This is a genomic window from Sphaerimonospora mesophila, assembly GCF_001417795.1.
GTDB lineage: Bacteria > Actinomycetota > Actinomycetes > Streptosporangiales > Streptosporangiaceae > Sphaerimonospora > Sphaerimonospora mesophila.
Window position 1 is genome coordinate 95,938 of the sequence record NZ_BCBX01000044.1, and the last position, 23,542, is coordinate 119,479.

At 71.0% G+C, this 23,542-nt stretch carries 21 protein-coding genes and 4 tRNA genes; 14 read left to right on the forward strand and 11 right to left on the reverse strand.

All coding sequences use genetic code 11. The features are described from left to right. Positions 1-41 precede the first annotated feature (41 nt). Entirely contained in the window at positions 42-1,652 is a 1,611-nt protein-coding gene (locus AP234_RS25605) for an MDR family MFS transporter (RefSeq protein ID WP_055482287.1), read from the reverse strand. Positions 1,653-1,763: 111 nt separating this feature from the next. Here AP234_RS25605 and AP234_RS39265 point away from each other — a divergent pair, with 111 nt between their 5' ends. The 3 genes from AP234_RS39265 to AP234_RS25620 all read left to right on the forward strand — a co-directional run bounded on the left by AP234_RS39265 (position 1,764) and on the right by AP234_RS25620 (position 5,321). Beyond that, entirely contained in the window at positions 1,764-2,342 is a 579-nt protein-coding gene (locus AP234_RS39265; RefSeq protein WP_055482288.1) for a TetR/AcrR family transcriptional regulator, read from the forward strand. Positions 2,343-2,351: 9 nt separating this feature from the next. After that, the gene (locus AP234_RS25615) at positions 2,352-2,753 is read left to right on the forward strand and encodes a nitroreductase family deazaflavin-dependent oxidoreductase (protein WP_055482349.1); all 402 of its coding nucleotides are present in this window, start codon (positions 2,352-2,354) and stop codon (positions 2,751-2,753) included. Positions 2,754-2,831: 78 nt separating this feature from the next. Next, a complete protein-coding gene (locus tag AP234_RS25620; RefSeq protein ID WP_055482289.1) occupies positions 2,832-5,321 on the forward strand; it encodes a DEAD/DEAH box helicase in 2,490 nt (829 codons plus the stop codon). 64 nt (positions 5,322-5,385) lie between these two features. On the opposite strand, the gene AP234_RS25625 is transcribed toward AP234_RS25620, so the two are convergent. The 3 genes from AP234_RS25625 to dusB all read right to left on the reverse strand — a co-directional run bounded on the left by AP234_RS25625 (position 5,386) and on the right by dusB (position 8,719). After that, on the reverse strand, positions 5,386-6,903 hold the full coding sequence (locus tag AP234_RS25625; RefSeq protein ID WP_235558371.1) for a DUF6297 family protein: 1,518 nt from the start codon (positions 6,901-6,903) through the stop codon (positions 5,386-5,388). Beyond that, complete coding sequence (locus tag AP234_RS25630) at positions 6,900-7,526, reverse strand: ATP-binding cassette domain-containing protein (RefSeq protein ID WP_055482290.1); 627 nt, start codon at positions 7,524-7,526, stop codon at positions 6,900-6,902. The genes AP234_RS25625 and AP234_RS25630 overlap by 4 nt, the downstream gene beginning before the upstream one ends. Positions 7,527-7,603: 77 nt before the next feature. After that, positions 7,604-8,719, reverse strand: a complete 1,116-nt coding sequence (dusB, locus tag AP234_RS25635) for a tRNA dihydrouridine synthase DusB (protein WP_055482291.1) — start codon at positions 8,717-8,719, stop codon at positions 7,604-7,606. Positions 8,720-8,803: 84 nt separating this feature from the next. Between dusB and AP234_RS25640 the strand changes: the two genes are divergently transcribed. The 3 genes from AP234_RS25640 to AP234_RS25650 all read left to right on the forward strand — a co-directional run bounded on the left by AP234_RS25640 (position 8,804) and on the right by AP234_RS25650 (position 9,704). Continuing rightward, a tRNA-Gly gene (locus AP234_RS25640) sits at positions 8,804-8,876 on the forward strand. Positions 8,877-8,919: 43 nt separating this feature from the next. After that, a tRNA-Cys gene (locus AP234_RS25645) sits at positions 8,920-8,990 on the forward strand. Between the two features lie 111 nt (positions 8,991-9,101). Continuing rightward, a complete protein-coding gene (locus AP234_RS25650; RefSeq protein WP_200926710.1) occupies positions 9,102-9,704 on the forward strand; it encodes a hypothetical protein in 603 nt (200 codons plus the stop codon). Positions 9,705-9,714: 10 nt separating this feature from the next. Here the strand turns inward: AP234_RS25650 and AP234_RS25655 are convergent, their stop codons facing one another. The 3 genes from AP234_RS25655 to glgA form a co-directional block, all read right to left on the reverse strand. Next, complete coding sequence (locus AP234_RS25655) at positions 9,715-10,347, reverse strand: hypothetical protein (RefSeq protein WP_055482293.1); 633 nt, start codon at positions 10,345-10,347, stop codon at positions 9,715-9,717. Between the two features lie 66 nt (positions 10,348-10,413). Next, positions 10,414-11,130 carry a peptidoglycan editing factor PgeF gene (pgeF, locus tag AP234_RS25660; protein WP_055482294.1) on the reverse strand — a complete coding sequence of 239 codons (717 nt, stop codon included), beginning with the start codon at positions 11,128-11,130 and terminating at the stop codon, positions 10,414-10,416. Next, positions 11,127-12,305 carry a glycogen synthase gene (gene glgA, locus AP234_RS25665; protein ID WP_055482295.1) on the reverse strand — a complete coding sequence of 393 codons (1,179 nt, stop codon included), beginning with the start codon at positions 12,303-12,305 and terminating at the stop codon, positions 11,127-11,129. The genes pgeF and glgA overlap by 4 nt, the downstream gene beginning before the upstream one ends. A 14-nt stretch (positions 12,306-12,319) precedes the next feature. Between glgA and glgC the strand changes: the two genes are divergently transcribed. Further along, the gene (gene glgC / locus AP234_RS25670; protein ID WP_268778084.1) at positions 12,320-13,591 is read left to right on the forward strand and encodes a glucose-1-phosphate adenylyltransferase; all 1,272 of its coding nucleotides are present in this window, start codon (positions 12,320-12,322) and stop codon (positions 13,589-13,591) included. A 91-nt stretch (positions 13,592-13,682) separates the two neighbouring features. Here glgC and AP234_RS25675 read toward each other — a convergent pair whose 3' ends face one another. From AP234_RS25675 to AP234_RS25690, 4 genes are all read right to left on the reverse strand, one after another. Beyond that, positions 13,683-14,273 carry an Rv1733c family protein gene (locus AP234_RS25675; protein ID WP_055482297.1) on the reverse strand — a complete coding sequence of 197 codons (591 nt, stop codon included), beginning with the start codon at positions 14,271-14,273 and terminating at the stop codon, positions 13,683-13,685. Between the two features lie 72 nt (positions 14,274-14,345). Beyond that, complete coding sequence (locus AP234_RS25680) at positions 14,346-15,293, reverse strand: tripartite tricarboxylate transporter substrate-binding protein (RefSeq protein ID WP_055482298.1); 948 nt, start codon at positions 15,291-15,293, stop codon at positions 14,346-14,348. A gap of 89 nt (positions 15,294-15,382) precedes the next feature. Then, the gene (glmS, locus tag AP234_RS25685; protein WP_055482299.1) at positions 15,383-17,200 is read right to left on the reverse strand and encodes a glutamine--fructose-6-phosphate transaminase (isomerizing); all 1,818 of its coding nucleotides are present in this window, start codon (positions 17,198-17,200) and stop codon (positions 15,383-15,385) included. Positions 17,201-17,208: 8 nt separating this feature from the next. Then, positions 17,209-17,484, reverse strand: coding sequence for a hypothetical protein (locus tag AP234_RS25690; protein WP_055482300.1), 276 nt, complete (start codon positions 17,482-17,484; stop codon positions 17,209-17,211). Between the two features lie 172 nt (positions 17,485-17,656). Here AP234_RS25690 and AP234_RS25695 point away from each other — a divergent pair. The 7 genes from AP234_RS25695 (at position 17,657) to AP234_RS25725 (ending at position 23,474) form a co-directional block, all read left to right on the forward strand. Beyond that, a tRNA-Gly gene (locus AP234_RS25695) sits at positions 17,657-17,729 on the forward strand. A 10-nt stretch (positions 17,730-17,739) separates the two neighbouring features. Next, positions 17,740-17,814: transfer RNA gene (locus AP234_RS25700), tRNA-Val, on the forward strand. 200 nt (positions 17,815-18,014) lie between these two features. Beyond that, the gene (locus AP234_RS25705; protein ID WP_055482351.1) at positions 18,015-19,382 is read left to right on the forward strand and encodes an MBL fold metallo-hydrolase; all 1,368 of its coding nucleotides are present in this window, start codon (positions 18,015-18,017) and stop codon (positions 19,380-19,382) included. Between the two features lie 156 nt (positions 19,383-19,538). Beyond that, positions 19,539-20,663, forward strand: coding sequence for a glycosyltransferase family 4 protein (locus AP234_RS25710; protein WP_055482301.1), 1,125 nt, complete (start codon positions 19,539-19,541; stop codon positions 20,661-20,663). A 170-nt stretch (positions 20,664-20,833) separates the two neighbouring features. Beyond that, the gene (locus AP234_RS25715) at positions 20,834-22,546 is read left to right on the forward strand and encodes a PHP domain-containing protein (protein ID WP_055482302.1); all 1,713 of its coding nucleotides are present in this window, start codon (positions 20,834-20,836) and stop codon (positions 22,544-22,546) included. Further along, complete coding sequence (locus AP234_RS25720; protein ID WP_055482303.1) at positions 22,543-23,091, forward strand: hypothetical protein; 549 nt, start codon at positions 22,543-22,545, stop codon at positions 23,089-23,091. Before AP234_RS25715 ends, AP234_RS25720 begins: the two co-directional genes overlap by 4 nt. A 113-nt stretch (positions 23,092-23,204) precedes the next feature. Next, a complete protein-coding gene (locus tag AP234_RS25725) occupies positions 23,205-23,474 on the forward strand; it encodes a metal-sensitive transcriptional regulator (protein WP_055482304.1) in 270 nt (89 codons plus the stop codon). Positions 23,475-23,542 lie beyond the last annotated feature (68 nt).

Here is a 23,542-nt window from a genome sequence, read left to right on the forward strand (position 1 = left end):
CCGGCGTGGGCGTGAGCCGTACGTGACGTGACGACCGGCCGTCACTCGACGGCGGCCATCGCGGCGGGCTCGGCCGATTCGCGGCCCGACTCCCCGTTCTGGCCGGGGGTGCCGCTGCGCAGCGGCACGTGCTTGATGAACGCGGCGATCACCGGCACCAGCGCGGCGAACAGCAGCGACCACACGAAGACCGAGCCGATCGCCCCGGCCAGCGCCTCCAGGAACCCGGTCTTGATCGGCGGCGGAAGCCGCTCGAGGAAGCTCTTCTCGATCTGGCCGCCGCCACCGGCGCCGGCCACGGCGGCCGCCTCCGGCCCGAGCTTCTCGGTGATCTCGGCGGCGAGCCGGTTGTTGAAGACCGCGCCGAACAGCGAGATGCCGAACGACCCGCCGATGGAGCGGAAGAACGTGGCGGCGCTGCTGGCCACGCCCATGTCCTTCTGCTCCACGCTGTTCTGCGCGATCAGCATGGTCGTCTGCATGAGGAAGCCCATGCCGAGGCCGAGGACGGCGATGAACACGCCGGTCTGCCACATCGGGGTGTAGGCGTCCTGGAAGGCCAGCAGGACCATGCCGACCGCCATGATCGTCCCGCCCAGCACCGGGTACATCTTGTACCTGCCGGTCTGGGTGATCGCCTTGCCGACGAACAGCGACACGACCATGGACGAGGCCATCATCGGCAGCAGGAGCATCCCGGAGTTGGTGGCCGAGGCGCCCTGCACGATCTGCTGGAACATCGGCAGGAAGGTGATCGCGCCGAACATCGCGAAGCCGAGCAGGAAGCCCAGCACGTTGATCAGCGTGAAGTTGCGGTCGCGGAACACGTGCAGCGGCATGATCGGCTCGGCCGCCCGCCGCTCGATCGGGATGAACAGGGCCAGCGCCACGACCGCCAGGCCGGCGAGCCCGAGGATCTGCCAGGAGCCCCAGGGATAGCCGTGCTTCTGGCCGCCCCAGGACGTGACCAGCACGATCGCGGTGATGCCGACCGTGAGCACGGCCGCGCCGTACCAGTCGATGCGGTGCTCGGTGCGGTGCTTGGGCAGGTGCAGCTTGAGGATCAGCCAGATCAGCGCCACGCCACCGAGCGGGAGGTTCACGTAGAAGGCCCAGCGCCAGTCCAGGTGGTCGGTGATGAAGCCGCCGACGAGCGGACCCGCGATCATCGCGAGAGACATGATCGCGGCCATGATGCCCTGGTACTGACCACGCTCACGCGGCGACACCAGATCACCGATGATCGCCATCACGCCGACGATGAGCCCGCCGGCGCCGAGGCCCTGCACCGCCCGGAACGCGATCAGCTCGATCATCCCGCCGTCGGTGCCGCCGAACAGCACGGAGCCCGCCATGCCGCACAGCGCGGAGCCGACCAGGAAGATGACGATCGAGCTCAGGAAGATGTTCTTGCGTCCGTAGAGGTCGCCGAGCTTGCCCCAGATCGGCGTCGAGACCGTGGTGCCCAGTACGTACGCCGTGGTGACCCAGGTGAAGTAGTCCAGGCCCTGGAGTTCCCCGACGATCCTCGGCATCGCGGTGCCGACGATCATGTTGTCCAGCATCGCCAGCATCATCGCCAGCAGCAGGCCGGGTAAAACGATCATCACTTCCCTGGACCGGCCGGCGGGCGCGGCCGAGGTCTCCGTCATGGTGGGTGCCCCCTTGTAGGAAATTTGCTTACTTGCCGACCGGCTAGTGACCAGCGTTACGGTAAAGTGCTGACTTGCCGGCCGTCAAGTTAAATAAGGACCAAAGCAGGCATGGGTGCACAGAGAGATACGAGAACCCGTATCCAGGACGTCGCCATCCGGCTCTTCACCGAGCAGGGGTACGAGGCCACTTCGCTACGGGAAATCGCCGAAGCCCTCGGCGTGACCAAGGCGGCACTTTACTATCACTTCAAGTCCAAAGAGGACATCATAGCCAGCCTCATCGAAGACCATGCCCGGGCTCTCGACGAGCTGATCGCCTGGGCGCGCCGGCAGCCCGCGACCCCGCAGACCCGCAGGGAGGTCGTCCGGCGCTACGCCGCGAAGATGACGGACGGGCGCCACCACGAGGTGATGCAGCTCATGCAGCGCAACCAGGCGGCGCTGCACGGCATGCGCAAACCCGAGCTGATGCGCAAGCGGATGCAGGAGCTGATCGACGTGCTCACCCAGCCCGACGATCCCCTGCCGATCCGGCTCAGGCGCTCGATGGCGCTCTTCACTCTGCACGCCGTCTGGTTCGCGCTGCCGGACGACGACCTGACCCCCCGGCAACGCACGGAGGCGGCTCTCGAGGTCGCCATGGAACTGGCCGACGCCGCCGATCGGACGCGGCGTGACGATGGGTAGGTGAACATCATGCTGTTCGGACAGGAACATGTGAAGCGCTATCTGGAGACCCACGGCGCTGAGGGCCACGACTGGCAGGGCACGACGGTTGCGATCCTCACGACGACCGGCCGCAGATCGGGCCGGAAACGCAGCACGCCGCTGATCTACCAGCCGTACGGCGACGCCTATCTGGTCGTCGCCTCCAAGGGCGGGGCCGACGAGCACCCGCTGTGGTACCGCAACCTGCAGGCCGACCCCGAGGTCGAGTTCCAGATCAGGGGTGAACGGTTCCGCGCGCGGGCCCGTACGGCGACGCCGGAGGAGCGGCCGGACATGTGGCGGACGATGACCGCCACCTGGCCGGCCTACGACGAGTACGCCGCGAAGACCGACCGGGAGATCCCGATCGTCGTCATCGAGCGCCGGTAACCGTCGCGTGGCCCGCCGTACGCGTACCGGTCGAAACAGTCCGAGTGCTTCGGCAGGATAGGAGACGTGAGCGAAAGCATGAGCCTGATCCGGCGCCTCCCCCCTGACCCCGAACCCGACTCGCTGTTCGATACGTTCGTGGACTGGAACGCCGAACGCGGGCTCACGCTCTATCCGGCCCAGGAGGAGGCGCTGATCGAGGTCGTCTCCGGCAACAACCTGATCCTCGCCACCCCGACGGGGTCGGGCAAGAGCCTGGTGGCGGCGGGGGCCCACTTCGCCGCGCTGGCCAGGGACGAGGTGAGCTTCTACAGCGCACCCATCAAGGCCCTGGTGTCGGAGAAGTTCTTCGACCTGTGCGCCGTGTTCGGCACCGAGAACGTCGGCATGATGACCGGCGACGCCTCGGTGAACGCCGACGCCCCCATCATCTGCTGCACGGCCGAGATCCTCGCGCAGATCGCGCTGCGCGACGGCGCCGAGGCCGACGTCGGTACGGTGATCATGGATGAGTTCCACTTCTACGCCGAGCCGGACCGCGGCTGGGCCTGGCAGGTGCCGCTGCTGGAGCTGCCGCAGGCCCAGTTCGTGCTGATGTCGGCGACGCTCGGCGACGTCGAGCGCTTCGAGAAGGACCTCACCCGCCGCACCGGCCGCGCCACCTCGGTGGTCAAGCACGCCGAGCGCCCGGTCCCGCTGCTGTACTCCTATCGCGTGACGCCGCTGCACGAGACGCTGGAGGAGCTGCTGGCCACCCAGCAGGCCCCGGTCTACGTCGTCCACTTCACCCAGGCGGCCGCGATGGAGCGAGCCCAGGCGCTGATGAGCATCAATATGTGCTCGAAGGCGGAGAAGCAGGCGATCGCCGAGCTGATCGGCAACTTCCGGTTCACCACCCGCTTCGGCCGGGCGCTGTCCCGGCTCGTACGGCACGGCATCGGCGTCCACCACGCCGGGATGCTGCCGAAGTATCGCCGCCTGGTGGAGCGGCTGGCCCAGGCGGGGCTGCTGAAGGTGATCTGCGGCACCGACACGCTGGGCGTCGGGGTCAACGTCCCGATCAGGACGGTCCTGTTCACCGCGCTGTCGAAGTTCGACGGCAACCGGGTGCGGCGGCTGCGGGCGCGGGAGTTCCACCAGATCGCCGGGCGGGCCGGCCGGGCCGGGTTCGACACCGTCGGCTACGTCGTCTGCCAGGCCCCCGATCACGTCGTCGAGAACGAGCGGGCCCTCGCCAAGATCGGCGATGATCCTAAGCGGCGGCGCGGCTACGCGCGCAAGAAGCCGCCGGAGGGCTTCGTCGGCTGGAGCCAGGAGACGTTCGAGAAGCTGCAGACGGCCGAGCCGGAGCCGCTGACCTCCCGGTTCAAGGTGAGCAACGCCATGCTGCTGGCCGTGATCAACCGGCCGGGCGACTGCTTCCAGGCGATGAAACGGCTGCTCACCGACAACCACGAGGACCGCAAGGCCCAGCGGCGGCACATCAGCCACGCGATCGCCATCTATCGCTCGCTGCTCGCGGGCGGCATCGTGGAGGCGCTCCAAGAGCCCGACGAGCACGGCCGCCGGGCCCGGCTCACCGTCGATCTGCAGGAGGACTTCGCGCTCAACCAGGCGCTGTCGACGTTCGCGCTCGCCTCGTTCGAACTGCTCGACGCCGAGTCTCCGACGTACGCGCTGGACCTGGTCTCGATCGTGGAGTCGACGCTCGACGACCCGCGGCAGATCCTGCACGCCCAGCTCAACAAGGCGCGCGCCGAGGCCGTCGCGCAGATGAAGGCCGACGGGATCGAGTACGAGGAGCGGATGGAGCGCCTCGCCGAGATCACCTATCCGATGCCGCTGGCCGACCTGCTCTTCGGCGCGTACGAAACCTACCGGCGCGGGCACCCGTGGGTCGGCGACCACACGGTCAGCCCCAAGACGATCGTCCGCGACATGTACGAGCGCGCCATGACGTTCACCGAGTACATCCAGTTCTACGAACTGGCCCGCTCGGAGGGGACGGTGCTGCGCTACCTCGCCGACGCCTACCGGACGCTGTCGAAGACGGTCCCCGAGCACCTCAAGACCGGCGACCTGCTCGACCTGATCGAATGGCTCGGCGAGCTGGTGCGCCAGGTCGACTCCAGTCTGATCGACGAGTGGGAGAAGCTGGCCAACCCGTCGGCCGCGCTCGAGGCCGCCGACGAGCTGGAGACGCGGACCAGGCCGGTCACCGCCAACACCCGCGCCTTCCGGGTGCTGGTGCGCAACGCGATGTTCCGCCTCGTCGAGCTCGCCGCCCTCGACCGCGAGGAGGAGCTCGTCGAGCTCTATCCCGACTTCGACTGGGGGGCCGCGCTCGACGCCTACTATGACGAGCACGACGAGATCGGCACCGGGCCCGCCGCCCGGGGGCCGGCCCTCCTCCTCATCGAGGAGGAGAAGGAGCTGTGGCGGGTGCGCCAGATCGTCGACGACCCGGCGGGCCACCACGACTGGGGCATCAGCGCCGAGGTCGACCTCGCCGCCTCCGACGAGGAGGGCCACGCCGTGCTCCACGTCACCGGCTTCGACCGTCTTTGACCCGCTCCCCGGCCTGAAGTCCGGAAGCACTGCGGACGAATCCGGTAGCCCCCCCGCATCGTCCTCAGCGGGCGGCGCGACCCGCGACGAGCACGTACGCACCGAGAACCCCGGCCCCCGCGACGGCCTGGGCCACCACGTACGGCACGATGTCGGTCGGCCGCGTGACCAGCGCGGCGAGCGCGGGCAGCGACCCGAGCAGCGCGAGGTCCACGCCGTTCAGCGCCCAGAACAGCGGGCCGGTCGGCACCGCGCCGCCAGGGGTGTCGATGACCGGCATCGCGTGGTCGACCGGCGGCCGCCGTGCCATCCGCAACGCCCCGGCTGCCAAGGCGGGCGCGGTCGCCGGTCCGAGCAGCCACCAGCCGTCGGCCGGCAGCGCGCCGACGGCGCCGATCCCCACCAGAGCGAGCACCGACCAGGAGGCGGCCAGCAGCGCGGGCAGCACCGCCCGGGCGGCCATCACGGCCCTGCCGTCCACGGCCAGCATCCGGGCCAGGGGCGGGTCGCCGCCATCCCGCCGTACCCCTCCGGTGCACATGGCGGCGGCGGTCAGCGCCCCGCACAGCAGCATCCCGAAGGGCAGCCCGGTCTCCCCTCCGGTGGCGTTCGCGCAGACGGCGGGCAGGGCCGCCCCGCCGAGCAGCGCCATCAGGCGGCCCGGTCGTCTGCCCACGCGCAGCCACTCCTGCCAGGCCAGCGCGGGCGCCGGGCCGAGCCGTGCCACGAGGCGGGGCCAGGGGCGAGACCGCAGTGCCCGGCCGCGCCAGTGGGCGTCCTCCATGATCCACGTCACCATGCTCGGATCCAGCGCGCCCGCCGCCGAGGTCACCCGGGCCGCCCGCGTCGAGGAGGCCAGGATCCGATGGGCGGGGATGCGATCGAGCGCCGCCCATGCCCACCGCAGGAGGAAGGCGGCCACGACGGAGGCGACCCCGGCGACCGCCGCGCCCAGGGACGCGGGCGCCTCGGAGACGGCGGCGAGAATCCGGCGGCCGGGACCCGCACCGAGCACGGCCGCGAGCACCGCTGCCGAAAGGACTGCGGCGATCATCACCTGCAACCCGGTGTCCCATGCCGGGGATCGCTGGGCGAGCACCGCCGTGGCCATGCCGCCCACTCCCGCCGCGACGCCGAGCACCAGCGCGGCCGCGAGGCGTACGCCGAGCCGGTCGGGGGCTCCGAACACCGACAGCGCCGCCAGTCCGAGCACCGCCCCGGCGAGAATCGCCGCCGACAGCAGAAGCGACGCCGTACGGCCGAGCACGGCCCTGCGGGGCAGCGGCGACGTGACCAGCCACGAGGCGTCGGCGGCGGGCAGCACGACGGGCCCGAACGTCCGCGCCAGGATGAGGAGGCCGGCGTAGGCCGCCGTGACCAGAGCGAGCCCGGCGCCGAGCCGCGTGGGATCGGCGTGGCGGGCCAGCCCGGCGATCGCCTCGACGACCGGGCGGCCGAGCACCGCGGCGGCGACGACCAGGCCGAACATCGTGGTGTAGCGGTCCGACCACGTCGCCGGCCGCCCACGGTGGGCACGGAGGTAGGCGAGAGCGGGGTGGGCCCGCGCGGCCGCGGGGATCACGATGCCACCCGCAGCGTGATGACGCGGGCTCCCATGATCTCGGCGAGCCGCGCGTCGTGGGTGGCCATGACGACCGTGCCTCCCTCTGCGGCGTAGCCGCGCAGAATCACGGCGAGGCGCTTCCTGAACCCGGCGTCCAGGCCGCGCTCCGGCTCGTCCAGCAGGAGCAGGCGGCTCGGACGGAGCAGGGCCATCGCGAGCGACAGCCGCTGCCGCTGGCCGGTGGACAGCGACAGCGGGGAGAGGCCGGCGCGGGCGCCCAACTCGAAGGTGTCCAGCGTCTCCTCGACCGTCAGGCGAGCGTCCTTCTGCACGGCCCTCATCAGCTCCAGATGTTCGCGAACGCTCAGCCCCGGATACCAGGCGGGCTCGTCGCCGACCCGCACAACCCGCTGCCAGAAGTCGAGACGGTCGGCCGACGGCCCGCCGAAAACGTCGATCTCGCCACGTGGCAAGGGGTGCATGCCTGCCAGACAGCGCAGCAGCGTGGACTTGCCGACGCCGTTCTCCCCCATGACTGCGACGATCTCACCGGAGTCGACGGTCAGATCGACGCCGCGCAGCACGGGCACGCCGCCCAGGTCCAGTCCGACTCCGCGGGCCGTGATGATCGCGTTTGCCATGCTCCGAAGCCTATGCGCGCGCCCACGACCCCGAGCGGAGGATTCCCATGTGCTCGCGGCCGGCCGCCTGAGCGTCGTCAGCCGCCGGAGGTCGCGTCCTCGGCCTCGGCGCCCGGGACCGTCATGTCCTCGGGATCGTCCAGCCACCCGTGCGGCAGCGCCACCTTGGTTCGTTCCCCGCTCTTGCCGCGCGGGCCGTCGGCGATCCCGCCCGGCCAGGGCTGACCGCGGTCCAGCTCGCCGAGGCGGTCGCGCAGCTCGGCGAGGGCGGTGACGGCGGTGAGCGCGCGGCGGGTGTCCGCCCCGATCGCGAAGCCCTTCAGGTACCACCCCACGTGCTTGCGGAAGTCGGCCAGGCCGTGCGGCTCGCTCCCGATCACCTCGCACAGCAGCTCGGCGTGCCGGAACATCATGTCGGCGACCTCCCCGAGGTCGGGCCGCGTCCGCTCGGCCGAGCCGTCGAAGGCCAGCGCCAGGTCGCGGAACAGCCACGGCCGCCCGAGGCAGCCGCGCCCGACGACGACCCCGTCGCAGCCGGTCCGCTCGACCATGCGCAGCGCGTCGTCGGCGCTCCAGATGTCGCCGTTGCCCAGCACCGGAATCTCCGGCACCGCCTCCTTGAGCCGGGCGATCGCGTCCCAGTCGGCGGCTCCGCCATAGTGCTGCCGAGCCGTACGCGCATGCAGGGCGATGGCGGCGACGCCCTCCTCCGCGGCGATCCGGCCCGCGTCGAGATAGGTCAGATGGTCCTCGTCGATGCCCATGCGCATCTTCATCGTCACCGGCACCGGCCCGGCGTTCGCCACCGCCTCCCTGAGGATGGCGCGCAGCAGGTTCCGCTTGTACGGCAGGGCCGATCCGCCGCCCCGCCTGGTGACCTTGGGCACGGGGCAGCCAAAGTTCAGATCGATGTGGTCGGCCAGATCCTCCTCGTAGATCATCCTGGCGGCCCTGCCGATGATCACGGGGTCCACGCCGTAGAGCTGAACGCTGCGCGGGGTCTCGTGCTCCCCGAAACGAATCATGTGGAACGTCAGCGGCACCCGTTCCACCAGGGCCCGGGAGGTGATCATCTCGGAGACGAACAGCCCGCCGCCCTGCTCTCGGCACAGCGTGCGGAAGCCGATGTTGGTGATGCCCGCCATCGGGGCGAGCACCACGGGAGGCCAGACGTCGAACGTGCCGATTTTCACGCCTACATTGTTGCGGCCTGGCGGCCTTGAGTACGCATCGGGAGCGAAAACCCGATACAGTTATCACGTCGCCGCGAGGCGAACGCGGAAGTGGCTCAGTTGGTAGAGCATCACCTTGCCAAGGTGAGGGTCGCGGGTTCGAATCCCGTCTTCCGCTCTGGGAGGTCTTTGCCGGGTTGTTTTCCCCTGGGGCCTCGCTCGGTGGAGTGGCCGAGAGGCGAGGCAGCGGCCTGCAAAGCCGCGTACACGGGTTCAAATCCCGTCTCCACCTCTATGAACCGCGGTGTGGCGGGCGCACACTGGTGATATGTCTCCGGTACCTGCAGTCATGCCGATGCTGTCTCGCGGTAAGCACCGCAGTCCCAGTAAGGGCGCATGCTTCATGGAGCTCGCGTCCTACCTCGCCGGTGAACGGTGGAGCGACCATCCCGCCTGCACCCACCCGTTGCTCGCCGCGGTGGCACGCCTCGTCAACGATCACACCTCCGACGCGGCCCGGCACCGCCTGGCCGAGCTGATCCCGTCCGTGATCGAGGTGACGGGCGACGATCCCCGCCTCGACGTGCGGATCGCGCTGCGGTGCGCCACCACGGCGCTGCCGGTGGTCGCGCACGAGCGGCAGCTCGCGATGGCGGTGTCGATCCTGTCGGCCGAGCATGTCCTCGCCGGACTCGACGGGAACGCCGGCATGGCGGAGCGCAGCCGGGAGGCCCTGGCACAGGTGCCCGAAGCGGCGCGGTGGGCGGCCGAGTTCGGCCGCGGCGTCCGGGTCTCCCTGAAGGGTTTCCGCAGGTACGCCGCGCCCAACACGGTGCAGCTCGCGGTGCGCGGGATCGCCCGGGCATGCGTGCCCGACCCGGACGCGCTGCTGTGCGACCTGCTCGCCGGGGCGATCGCCGACTGCCGCGCGCTGGTCCGGCCGGCCCCGGCCGAGGTCGTCGATCCGGCGCGGTGGGCGGACGCCTGCCGCCTCACCACGCGCTGATCCGCGGCGGTCAGCGACACCGGGCGATCCGGCAGATCTTGGCGAGCATCCTCCCGGTGTCCTTGAGCTGCCGGCTGAAGTCGCTCCTGGCGGGCCCGCCCCACTCTCCCGCGATGCTGTAGACGACGACGGCGTTGGCCCGCCGGGCGACCACGGCGCGTTGTCCGCCCACCGCGAACTTCCTGCCGTGGTAGACCTGACCGGTGATCTTGATCGCCTCGTCGCCGAGAGCGGCCCTGGCGGAGGTGAACCGGTAGGTCACCTGCCCGGTGCCGGTCTTCCGGCACCTGGCCACGTCGGCGCGCAGGTCGCGCAGGGCCTTCTTGGCGGCCCCGGATGAGGAGTACAGGATCACCTGCTCGGCCCGCATGTAGTCGGGGACCGCGATGTACGTGGCGGTGCCGGTCGCCACCCGGCCGGATCTGCCCAGGCCGGCCTTCTCGCAGGGGTTGACGACGAGCCGGGCGCCCGTCTTCCGGCTGACCTCCCACCTCGCCTCGGGGTCGTTTCGGTGCTTGGCCGCCTCCTTCTCGTACAGCAGGAAGCCCTTCGGGATGTGCGCAGCGGCCGTGGCCGGCGGTGCCGCCGCGATGGTCACGCCGAAGGCGAGAGCCACGGCCGCGGTCCCCAGGATCTTCTTCATCACGTCTCCGTCCGGTCGTGCTTCACCCATGGATCAGATGCGCCGGGCACCGGAAAGGTTCGCGACCTATGCACGTGTCCAGATGTAACCGGCGAACCTGCCGGTTTCCCGCTCGCGGCGGTAAGAGTAGAGATCGGGCGTCTCGATCGTGCAGCGGTCGTCGTGTCTGACGTCGGCCACGCCCGCCCGGTGAAGCTGGGCGGCGATCCCGGCGCGGAGGTCGAGGGCGGGGGTGCCCCACCGGGTGTCGGACCAGGTCTCGGGGACCCGGGCGGCGACCCGCTCGCGCAGCTCGGCGGGGACCTCGTAGCACCGCCCGCACGCCGCCGGGCCGATCGCCGCCACCATGCGCGCGGGCTCGGCGCCCCGGGCCTTCATCGCCGCCACCAGCGCGGGGACCACCCCGGCCTCGGTGCCCGGCCGCCCGGAGTGCGCGCCGCCGACCAGCCCGGCCACCGGGTCGGCGAGCAGCACCGGGGCGCAGTCGGCGACCAGGACCGCCAGGGCGAGGCCCGGCCGGTCGGTGAACACGCCGTCGAGCGCCGGTGGCTCTGCCCCGAACGGCTCGGTCACGTAGGCCACGTCGGCGCCGTGTACCTGCCGCATGAACACGACCCGGTCGAGGCCGAGCTCGGCGGCCGTCTTGGCCCGGTTCTCGGCCACGGCGGCCGGATCGTCGCCGACCGCGCCGCCGAGGTTGCGCGAGCCGTACGGCCCGGCGCTCACGCCGCCGTGCCGGTCGGTGAAGGCCATGCCGACCCGGCCGATCGTGATCGTCGTCATCCGCTGATCTCCGCGTAGAGGTCGTGCGTGCGCTGGGCGATGCGCCGCCAGGAGAACAGGTCGACCGCTCGGCGGCGGCCCGCCCTGCCCATCTCGGCCGCGCGGTGCGGGTCTGCCAGCAGCGTGCCGACACGCTCGGCGATGGCGGCGGCGAACGCCTCCGGGTCGTACGGCTCGCCGTCCGCACCCTGCCGTATGGGCACGAGCAGACCGGTCGTGCCGTCGTCGACGACCTCGGGGATGCCGCCGGTCGCGGTCGCCACGACGGCGGTCTCGCAGGCCATCGCCTCGAGGTTCACGATGCCCATCGGTTCGTAGACCGACGGGCAGACGAAGACGGTCGCGTGCGTGAGGATCTGGATCACCTCGGGCCTCGGCAGCATCTCCGAGATCCAGACGACCCCGGTGCGTGCCGCCGAGAGCTCGCCGACCAGGCCGGCGACCTCGGCGGCGATCTCGGGGGTGTCCGGCGCGCCGGCACAGAGCACGATCTGCGCGCCGGGGTCGAACGACCTGGCCGCGCGCAGCAGGTGCACCAGCCCCTTCTGCCGGGTGACGCGTCCCACGAACACGACGTACGGCCGGGCGGGGTCGATGCCGTGCTCGACCAGGGCGTCGACGCCGTGCGCCGGGGCGTACTCGTCGGTGTCGATCCCGTTATGGATCACCCGCACCCGATCGGGCGATATTTCGGGATATGCGGTGAGCACGTCGCGGCGCATGCCCTCCGACACGGCGATGACGGCGTCGGCCTCACGCAGCGCGGTCCGCTCCGCCCACGACGACAGCGTGTATCCCCCGCCGAGCTGCTCGGCCTTCCACGGGCGCAGGGGCTCCAGGCTGTGGGTGGTCACGACGTGCGGCGTGCCGTACAGCATCTTGGCGACGTGCCCGGCGAAGTTGGCGTACCACGTGTGGCTGTGCACCACGTCGGCGCCGGCGCAGCCGGCCGCCATCTCCAGGTCGACGCCGAGCACCTGGAGCGCCGCATTGGCCTCGCCCAGTCCCTCCGGGACGCGGTAGGCGTGCACACCGGGCTCCGTACGGGCCGCCCCGAAGCAGCGCACCCGGACGTCGGCCAGTTCCCGCAGCTCACGGGCGAGATATTCGACATGGACCCCGGCCCCGCCGTACACCTCGGGCGGATATTCACGACTGAGCAGATCGACCCGCATATTGAGGAGCTTAGGTGCTTGGGTGTTTGTTCGGGGTTCGGCGGGTTAAGGTCCTGCCTATGAAGGTCCTGGCGATCGTGCTCGCCGGTGGTGAGGGAAAGCGGCTGATGCCGCTGACAGCGGACCGGGCCAAGCCCGCCGTCCCCTTCGGGGGGATCTACCGGCTCGTCGACTTCGTGCTGTCGAATCTGGCAAATGCCGAATATTTCCGGATAGTCGTGCTGACTCAGTACAAGAATCACAGCCTGGACCGGCATATCTCCCGGACCTGGCGGCTGTCGTCGATGCTGGGCAACTACGTCACCCCGGTTCCCGCGCAGCAGCGGCTCGGCCCGCGCTGGTTCGCCGGCTCGGCCGACGCGATCTTCCAGAACCTCAACCTGATCCATGACGAGCAGCCCGAGCACGTCATCGTCTTCGGCGCCGACCACATCTACCGGATGGATCCGCGGCAGATGGTGGCCCAGCACATCGACTCCGGCGCCGACGTCACGGTCGCGGCCATCCGGCAGCCGCTGAAGCTGGCCGACCAGTTCGGCGTCATCGAGACCGACCCCTCCGGCCGCAGGATCGCCGCTTTCCGGGAGAAGCCGACGGACGCGGTGGGCCTGCCCGACGCGCCGGACCAGATCTACGCCTCGATGGGCAACTACGTCTTCCGGACCCAGTCGCTGATCGCGGCGCTGCGCGAGGACGCGCTCGACCCCGCGAGCAAACACGACCTCGGCGGCAACATCATCCCGATGTTCGTCAAGACCGGCGGCGCCGAGGTGTACGACTTCGCGGACAACGTGGTGCCGGGCTCCACCGACCGGGACCGCGGCTACTGGCGTGACGTGGGCACGCTCGACGCCTTCTACGAGGCCAACATGGACCTCATCGCGGTGCATCCGGTGTTCAACCTCTACAACAGCAGCTGGCCGATCTACACCGGCCACGACCCGCTGCCGCCGGCCAAGTTCGTGCACAACACCGGCGACCGGGTCGGGCGGGCGCTGGAGTCCCTGGTGTCGCCGGGGGTCATCGTCTCCGGCGGTACGGCGCTGCGCTCCATCCTGTCCCCCGGTGTCGTGCTCCACTCGCACTCGCACGTCGAGGACTCGGTGCTGATGGGAAACGTCCAGGTCGGCAGGCACGCCCGGATCCGCAGAGCGATCATCGACAAGAACGTGATCGTCCCCGACGGCGCCAGGATCGGCTTCGACCTCGACCACGACCGCGAGCGCTTCACGGTCACCGGAGAGGGCATCGTGGTGATCGGCAAGAACGAGGTCGTCGACCTTTGAGTCGAGCTCCTCAGCCCCGACTCGGCCGACTCGACCTCTGAGTCTGCCCCCCCGACTCGGCCTCTGATCGGGCCCCGGTCGTCGTCGCGGCTCAGCGGCCGTTGATGCGCCAGGTCGGCTCGACGACCGTCCACTGGGCCTCCCAGGCCCGCTTGGCGCGCCGCTGGACGATGCCCCGGGTCGCGGCGACGACCAGTGCGAGCCCGGTGGCCGCGGCCAGCGGAATGCCGACGCCGACGGTCAGCGCGGACACCACGGTGGTCTCCCGCTCCTGCGGGCGCGGGACCGGCGAGCCGTGCTCGTCGGTCCAGATCCGGACCGTGTCGCCCTGGTGCCTGCTCGTCGAGGCGTCGATCGTGCCCTCCCACTGACGCCCGTCGGGCGCCTGCCACTGGGCCTTCACGTGGCCGACCGCGGCTCCGGCCGGTGACAGCCGGGGCGAGTCCGGCTCGTTCATCAGCGTGGCGATCACCTGATGGCGGGTGTGCCGCTGCTGGGCCTCCGTTTTCAGGCCGTCGCCGTACGTCCTGACGGCGAGCATCACCCCGAGCACGACGGCGACCATGACGCCCAGGACAGCGGCAAGCCGGACCACCGCCTCGACCCGGTCGCACCGGCGGCGAAGCGGATTCCTGTCGAGGCCGAGCCATCTGGCGAACCTGGCGAATGGATTCTGCGTCATCTCACACCTCACAGGGTCATTACCGCTGCGAGTCACGCTTATGCCTATTTTGCCGCCCAAGAGAGTACGTGGTCAGGGCAGGCCGAGCTCTCCCAGCACGTGACTGGTGCGGCGGGTCTCGTTCGCCAGCCACCGGTGGAAGTCGTCGCCGTCCAGGTACATCGGCACCCATCCGTTTCGGGCGCACATCCGGGACCAGACGGGTGAGTCGGCGATGGCCCGGCACAGGCAGGCCATGGCGTCGCGCCTGCGGTCGCCCGCGGCCTGCGCGCCGACCAGGCCCGACCAGTTGGCGTAGACCAGCCGCACCCCCGACTCCATCAGCGTGGGCGCGTCCAGCCCGGCCATCCGCTCCGGCGACGAGACCGCCAGCGGCCGCAGCCTCCCGGCGCGGATGTGGGGCGCCACATCCCGCTGCGCGCCGACCCCCACGGCCGCCCGCCCGTCGAGCATCGCCGCGACCGCCTGGCCGGCGTCGTCGTACGACGCGTAGTTGAGCAGCCGGGGATCCGCGCCCAGCCCCAGCGCGGTCAGTCCGTACAGCACATGGTCGGGGCCGCCGGCCGCTCCGCCGGCCGCACGCGGCCCGGCGGGATCGCGCAGCAGCGCGGCGGCGAACTCGTCGAACGTCCGGAACCCCGAATCCGGTGGCGCGACCAGCACCTCCCACTCCCCCGCCAGCCTGGCCAGCGGCGCGGTGCGCGAGACCAGCGGCGCGGCGTGCCGCATGGCCACCGCGCCGAGCAGGGCCGGGTCGGCGACCATCAGGTCGCCGGACCGCGCGGTCGCGACGAACCTGGCGAGCGCAGCGGCGCCGTCCCCCTGCTCCCGCAGGGCCACCCGTCTGGCCCAGCGGCGGCTTTCGATGAGGGCGCGCAGCGCCCTGGCGAAGCCGTCCCCCCGGCCGCCCGTCCGGCCCGGCACCACGAGGGAGATCTCAGTCTGGACGGGCGGGGCCTGCGTCCCGCATCCCGCCGTGAGCGCGAGCGCTCCCAACACGAGGACCGTACGGCGTCGCACCTCGGCATCCTCCCCCGAAGAAGCCTTACGTTGCGCTCAAAACCGGACTAACCACGCATTGTGACTATATCGGACATCGGGGGCGCGGCCTACTCCACGGTGACACTCTTGGCGAGGTTGCGCGGCTTGTCGACGTCGCGGCCGAGTGCCACGGCGGCGTGGTAGGCGAAGAGCTGGAGCGGGATCGTGAGCAGGATCGGGTCCAGCTCGTTCTCGTTCTTCGGCACCACGATGCAGTCGTCGGCGGCCTCCGATGCGCGGTGCCCGACCATCAGGATCCGTCCGTGCCTGGCCCGGATCTCGCCGAGCGTGGTGAGGTTCTTGTCGAGCAGCTCGTCGTCGGGGACGATCGCGACGGTGGGCAGCTCGGGGCTGATCAGCGCGAGCGGGCCGTGCTTGAGCTCGCTCGCCGGGTACGCCTCGGCGTGGACGTAGGAGATCTCCTTGAGCTTCTGGGCGCCCTCCCTGGCCACCGGGTAACCGCGCACCCGGCCGACGAACATCATCCCCGGCGCGTCCGCGTACTTGATCGCCAGCTCCCTGATCTGCTCCTCCAGGGTGAGGATCTCCTTGATCTGCTCGGGCAGCCGGCGCAGCCCCTCGCAGACGCGCCTGCCGTCGGCCGGGGACAGGTCCCGCACGCGGCCGAGATGGAGCGCCAGCAGCGCGAACGCGACGGCGGTCGAGGTGAACGCCTTGGTCGAGGCGACCGACACCTCAGGCCCGGCATGCAAGTAGATGCCGCCGTCGGTCTCCCTGGCGATGGCGCTGCCGACCGTGTTCACGATGCCGAGCACCCGGCCGCCCTTGCGCTTGAGCTCCTGGACGGCGGCGAGGGTGTCGTACGTCTCCCCCGACTGGCTGATCGCGACGTACAGGGTGTCAGGCTCGACCACCGGGCCGCGGTAGCGGAACTCCGAGGCCGGCTCGGCGTCGGCCGGGATGCGGGCCAGCTCCTCGATGAGCTGCGCGCCGATCTGCCCGGAATAGTACGCCGAGCCGCAGCCGATGATCTTGACTCGGCGGAAGGACCGGGTCTCGCGTGCGTCCATGTTGAGGCCGCCCAGGTGCGCGATGTGGAACCGGTCGTCGATGCGGCCGCGGAGCGTGCGCGCGACGGTGTCGGGCTGCTCGGAGATCTCCTTGAGCAGGTAGTGCTCGTACCCGCCGTTGTCGTAGTGGCCGGCGTCCCAGTCGACGGTGAACGGTTCCTTGGCGGTCTCCCTGGCGTCGCTGGTGAAGGTGTGGAACCCGTCGGCCTTGAGGACCGCGAGCTCGCCGTCCTCCAGGTGCACGACCTGCCGGGTGTAGCGGATCAGCGCGGCGACGTCCGAGGCGGCGAACATCTCCTTCTCGCCGATGCCGAGCACGATCGGGCTGCCGTTGCGCGCGACCACGATCTCACCGGGGCGCTGGGCGTCGACGACGGCGATGCCGTACGTGCCGACCACGTTGGCGAGGGCCCGCCGGACGGCCTCCTCCAGCGACTCGGTCTCCTTGACCATGCGCGCGATCAGGTGCGCGAGCGTCTCGGTGTCGGTCTCGCTCCGGAAGACGACCCCGTCGGCCTCGAGGCGGCGGCGCAGCTCGTCGGCGTTCTCGACTATGCCGTTGTGCACCACCGCGATGCGTCCCTCATCGTCGAGGTGCGGATGGGCGTTGACGTCGCTCGGCGCGCCGTGTGTCGCCCAGCGGGTGTGCCCGATGCCGACCGTGCCCTTGAAACGGGCGGGTACGGCCGCCGCCAGGTCGGCCACCCGGCCCTTGACCTTGCGCGTCTTCAGGCTCCTGGCGTTGACGACGGCGAGGCCGGCCGAGTCGTAGCCCCGATACTCCAGGCGCTGGAGTCCTTCGAGCAGGATCGGTGCCGCATCCTTGGGGCCGACGTAAGCGACGATTCCGCACATATCCGCTCCTATCCGTAAACAATCCGGCGGAGCTGGCGCAAAGACAGCTCCGGTGCCGCGACACGCCTTCCCGCGAGCTCGGCCGAGATCCTCGGGAAGATCTGCTCGTTGGTCAGCCCCCTCGCCTTGAGCTCGCCGTGGCGTCGGCGCACATACTCCTCGGTGGGCTCGCCGAAGTACGCCAGGACGTCGGCCACCACCCGTGCGGCCTCCCCGGGTCCGAGCGGCGTCGTCCGGGTGAGGTGACTGATCAGATCCTCGAAGGGATGCCGTGCCGTGGACACAGAGCAGGACCCTAACGCAGCGAGGATGCCGACTATCAAGTTTTCTGCCCGAATCCGGGCAGGATCAGTCCATATGAGGAGGGGTCGCATTTCCGCATGGGCGGACGGCACCGGGACGGCTCAGGATCCGCTACAGTGGGACTCGCATCGCCGGGGAGATCCCGGAGATCGCGCGGAAGTGGCTCAGTTGGTAGAGCATCACCTTGCCAAGGTGAGGGTCGCGGGTTCGAATCCCGTCTTCCGCTCGCAGCACTCGGGCGATTAGCTCAGCGGGAGAGCGCTTCCCTGACACGGAAGAGGTCACTGGTTCAATCCCAGTATCGCCCACCACGAGATCCCAGTTCAGAGGCCGGATTCCACGACCGTGGATCCGGCCTTTCCCGTTGTTCGACCATCGTTCGACCGTCGCGCTCACCGTCGAGTCGTACGGGCGGGGTCACCTGCTGAGGGTGCTGGCGACCGACGTGTGGACAGAGCGATGAACGCCGGATGCGGGGGTATCCCCGCATCCGGATCGCTTGGAGGACATCGTGGGATTCGCCGACGCACATTTGACACCGCTGGTCGACGAAGGGCTGGGCAACAGCGCCTACCTCGTCGACCTGGGGGATGGCCGCGCGCTGGCCGTGGACGCCGGCCGGGACCTGCGCGCGCTGCACGCCGCCGCCCGCCGGCTCGGGCTGACGGTCGCGTACGCGGCCGACACGCATCTGCACGCCGACTTCCTGTCCGGCGCGGTGCAGCTCGGCCATGACACCGGGGCCACCGTGCTGGCCTCGGCCGCCGGCCGCCGCCTCTTCCCGCACCGGGGCCTGGCCGACGCGGACGAGGTGGACCTGGGCGGGTTGCGGCTGCGGGCACTGGCCACCCCCGGTCACACCGACGAACACCTGTCCTTCCTCCTCCTGGACGGCGACCGGGAGGTGGGGGTGTTCACCGGCGGCTCGCTGATCGTGGACTCCGCCGCCCGGACCGACCTGCTCGGCTCCGAGCGCACCGAGGAACTGGCCCGCGCGCAGTATCGGTCGCTGCGGCGGCTGGCCACTCTGTCGGAGGAGACCGAGGTGTGGCCCACCCACGGGGCGGGCTCGTACTGCTCGGCCCCGACCGGCGTCGAGCGCACCACCACCATCGGCGCCCAGAAGCACACCAACCCGCTGCTGGCCGCCCCGGACGAGGACGCCTTCGTCCGACTGCTGGTGGCGAGCCTGGGCTCCTACCCCGCCTACTTCGAGCGGCTGGGCGAGCTCAACCGGCGCGGCCCCGCCGTCCTGACCGGCGTGCCGCCGCTGCCCGCCCTGGACGCCGGGCGGGTCCGGGCGCTGCTCGCGGATGGGGGCCAGGTCGTGGACGTCCGGCCCGCGGCCGAGTTCGCGGCCGCTCACATTCCCGGTGCGCTGGCCATCCCGCTGCGGGAGCAGTTCGCCACCTGGCTCGGCTGGCTGCTGCCCGACACCGTCCCCCTGGTCTTCGTGACCGGTGACGGCCAGGACCTGGAGGAAATCGTCTGGCAGGCGTACAAGATCGGCTATGAGCGGCTGGCCGGGCACCTGGCCGGGGGCATGCCCGCCTGGCCGGCGGCGGGCGGCGCCACGGCGACCACCGCGTTCGTCACCGCCGACAGGGCGCCGGACGGCCCGTACCTCGATGTGCGGCAGGAGGTCGAGTACGCCACCGGACACGTGCCCGGAGCCGTGCACATCGAACTCGGAGACCTCGCCGAGCACGCCGCCGACGCCCCGGCGGGCGCGGTCGTGGCCTGCGGCCGCGGCGAGCGCGCCATGACGGCCGCGAGCCTGCTGGAACGCGCCGGCCGTACCGACATGACCGTCCTCGACGGCGGCCCCGCCGAGTACGCCGCCGCCCACGGCAAGGCACTCGAGGACGGCGATCGGTGAGCACGGTCACGGCGCGCGGCCAGGGCGTATCATCCGCCCGTGGCCGCCACCACTCGGCGCCCCGTCAAGACGGTCGGGCCGTTTGTTCTGCGGCAGTTACACCGGTGTTCACCCGGCACATGCGGACGTGTTCGGACAGACGGCGAACCTGCCCCTATGAGGATATGTGTCGCCACGATCGTCCATCATCCGGAGGACGCGCGGATCACGCACAGACAGATCCAGGCGCTCCTCGAGTCCGGGCACGAAGTGACGTACATCGCGCCCTTCACGAGCTGCAACGTGACCCCGCGTCCGGAGGTCCGGGCCATCGATGTGCCGCGCGCGGCGGGTCCGCGCCCGGGCAGGACGCTGCGGGCGGCGCGCAGTGCCCTGAGAAGAGGCGTGCAGGACGCCGACCTGCTGCTGGTCCACGACATCGAGTTGCTGCCCGCGCTGCCCGTCCACAGGCCGCCGACGGTCTGGGACGTCCACGAGGACACCGCCGGGGGTCTGACGGCGAGGGACCGCCTTCCGAGCGCGCTGCGCAGGATCCTGCCGCCGTTGGTGCGCCGGCTCGAGCGCCGGGCGGAGCGCCGGCTGCACCTGATCCTGGCCGAGGAGTCCTTCCGGAGCCGCTTCCCCGGTGACCACCCGGTCATCCCGAATCTCACATACGTCCCCGATTCGCCACCACCGCCACCGGGAGACCGCCGGGTCGTCTACGTCGGCCGCATCTCCGCTGCGCGCGGTGCGACGGAGATGGTCGAACTGGCGCGACTGCTCAAGCCGTACGGGATCCGTCTCGATCTGATCGGCCCGGTGGACGCCGGCATCCGGCCGATGCTCAGGGACGCGCAGCGGGTAGGCCTGCTCGACTGGTTCGGATACGTGCCGAACCGGCACGCGCTACGGATGGCGCAGGGCGCTCTGGCGGGCCTGTCCCTGCTGCACGACCTGCCGAATCACCGGGAGTCGATGCCGGCCAAGGTCATCGAGTACATGGCACGGGGGATCCCCGTCGTCACGACCCCGCTGCCCGGGGCCGTGTCCCTGGTGGAGCGAGCCGGCTGCGGGGTGATCGTTCCGTTCCGCGATCCCGGCGCCGTGGCCGAGGCCGTGCTCCGCCTGCGCGACGATCCGGAACGGCGAACCGCCATGGGCGCGCACGGTCATGCCCATGCGCTGCGCCACTATCACTGGCCCGACCACGCAGCGGAGTTCGTCACGGCCCTCGAGCGATGGGCGGACGTCCCCGGCACGGTCCCCCTCCCCCGCCCCATCCGACCCGTCACGATCTAGCCCCGGCACCGCACTCGCACCGAGATGCGGGCCGCCGACTCTGAAGCGCGGCCGTACAGGCAGCCGACCACCGCGCGGTGCCGTCCGTTCATCTCCGGTTGGTCCGGCTACGAAAGGGTGCCCTCGTAGCCGGTACGCGATCTCCACCGGCGGAGAGAGAGGGCACCCCCATGGGTCACGGGCACCCCCATACCCACCACCACGACCACGACCACGACCACGACCACGACGGGCGCGACATCACGCCCGCCGCCGACATGTCGATACCGGACGGGGAGCTGTCGCCGGGCGACCTGTCCCGGCGCCAGATGTTCCGCCGCGCCGGGCTCCTCGGCGCCGGGCTCACCGCGGCCGGCGTCCTCGGCGCCACCGCGCCGGCCACCGCGGCAGCGGGCGCGGCCCGTCCGACCGGCCGTCCCGAACGCGCGGACGGCTATCTCTGGCTCGCGGGCGACCACCACATCCACACCCAGTACAGTTCCGACGGCATGTACAAGGTGATCGACCAGGTACGGCACGCCAACGCGTACGGACTGGACTGGATGGTGATCACCGACCACGGCGCCGTCGCCCACGCGAAGATCGGGGTGGAGAAGGTCAACCCCGACATCGTCACCGCCCGGGCCGCGATCAGGGACACCCTCGTCTTCCAGGGCCTCGAGTGGAACATCCCGGCGGCCGAGCACGGCACCGTGTTCGTGGCGCCGGGCAGGGGCGAGGTCGACACGCTGAAGGAGTTCGAGAGCTCCTTCGACGGCGCGGTCAAGGGCGCCACCGCCGGAACCCCGCAGAACGAGGCCCTCGCCATCGCGGGCCTGAACTTCCTCGCGGACGCCGTCAGGCGGCGCCGCGTTCCCGACGCGCTGTTCCTGGCCAACCATCCGTCGCGCAAGGGCATCGACTCGCCGCACGAGATCCGCGGCTGGCGCGACGCCCAGCCGGGCATCGCCGTGGGCATGGAGGGCGCGCCCGGCCACCAGGCGGCGGGCATCGCCAAGCCGCATGGCCCGGGCTCCGGCCGCGGCTACTACGACAACGGCCCGAGCGCCGACTCCTTCCCCGGCTACCCGGCCGAGAGCTACAAGACCTTCGGCGGCTTCGACTGGATGACCGCGACGGTCGGCGGCCTGTGGGACAGCCTGCTCGCCGAGGGCAAGGCCTGGTGGATCACCGCCAACTCCGACGCGCACGCGGTCTACGGCGACACCACCGACCGCGGCCCCGGCGGCGACTTCAACGCCAACGGCAGGTACGAGGACCCGGTCTACAGGGGCGTGCCGAACCTGTCCAACGGCGACTTCTGGCCGGGTCACTACAGCCGCACTCACGTGGGGGCGACCGGCTTCTCCTATGGCGCCGTCATGGAGGGCATCCGCCGGGGCCGGATCTGGGTCGACCACGGCGGACTGATCAGCGGCCTGGTCGTACGTGCCCGGGCGCAGGGCGACCACGGTGTCACCCTCGGCGAGACCCTGTTCGTGCGCAGGGGCGCGAAAGCCGAGGTCTCCATCCAGATCACGTTGGCGAACACCCCGAACTGGGCGCAGGTCGTGCCGACCCTGGCCCGGGTCGATGTGATCCAGGGCGATGTGACCGGCCCGGTGTCGGACAGGGACGCGTTCACCACCCCGAACACGAAGGTCGTGCGGTCCTTCGAGGTGGGCGGGAACAGCGGCACCGTCACGCTCACCTACCGGGTCGGCGCCGTCGACCGCCCCGTCTACGTACGGCTCCGCGGCACCGACGGCAAGCGCTCGGCCCCGGGTCTGCTCGGGGCGTCCGTCGATCCGAACGGTCCCGCGATCGACGTCTTCGGCGACGCCGACCCGTGGAACGACCTGTGGTTCTACACCAACCCGATCTGGATCCTGCCACGCCGATGATCCTCGGAATCGACTCCGGATCGCGTACGGTCGCCGCGGCCGAGCACCTTCTCCACTCCGTGGTGGAGACGCTCGGCCTGCCGACCGGGGTGACCGGCTGCACGCACTTCGTCAGAACCGGGGCGCTCCCCCACGTGGCCTGCTCGCTCACGGTGGATGCGGACGCCGACCTGCGCCTCCTGCCCGACGGCGTCTCCGCCGCGCTGGGCGGGATCCGTACCGGCCCGGACGCGGAGGGCGCTGCCCTGGCCTCGGCCGAGCACGCGGCCGGCAGGTCGGGCAGGATCGTCCTGTTCCCCGGCCGTGACCGTCTGTCCGGGACGCTGACCGTGGGCAAGATCCTCGCACGTTCGGCCATCGACCGGGTGGTCGTGCTGGCCCAGGCCCACGAGCCGGACGCGGACACGGCCGTGGTCACCAACGACCACGTCCGGCCGGAGTGGCGGGACGGCCTGAGGACGTTGGTCACCATGCCCGCAGCCGGCGGGCGCCTGACACCCGCCGAGGTGCCCGATCCCACGCCCTGCTGCGCCGATCACCCCTGACCTCCGGGCGCCGCCGGGCCGGGGCTCTCCCCGGCCGGTTCCAGGACGCTCCCGTCTCGGGATCCGGCGGCGTCGGCTTGCCGCCCGGATACCCCCCGGGGTACATTGAGGCCATGGAGTTGAACGAGGCCATGGTCGGCGACGCGCTGACACGACTGCGGCGCGCGCACGGCCAACTCGCCGGAGTGATCGGAATGATCGAGGCCGGCGAGGACTGCACGAAGGTGCTGACCCAGCTCGCCGCGGTCTCCAAGGCGCTCGACCGGGCCGGCTTCAAGCTGGTCGCGACGGGCCTGCGGCACTGCCAGGCCGCGCAGGAGCGCGGCGAGCAGGCCCCGATGAGCGTGGCCGAGCTGGAGAAGCTGTTCCTGGCACTCGCTTAGGCGACTCCTCTTCACCCGATCGGCACCGACCCCCGCCCGCCCCGCGGCTTCCCCATGCCCCGATCCCC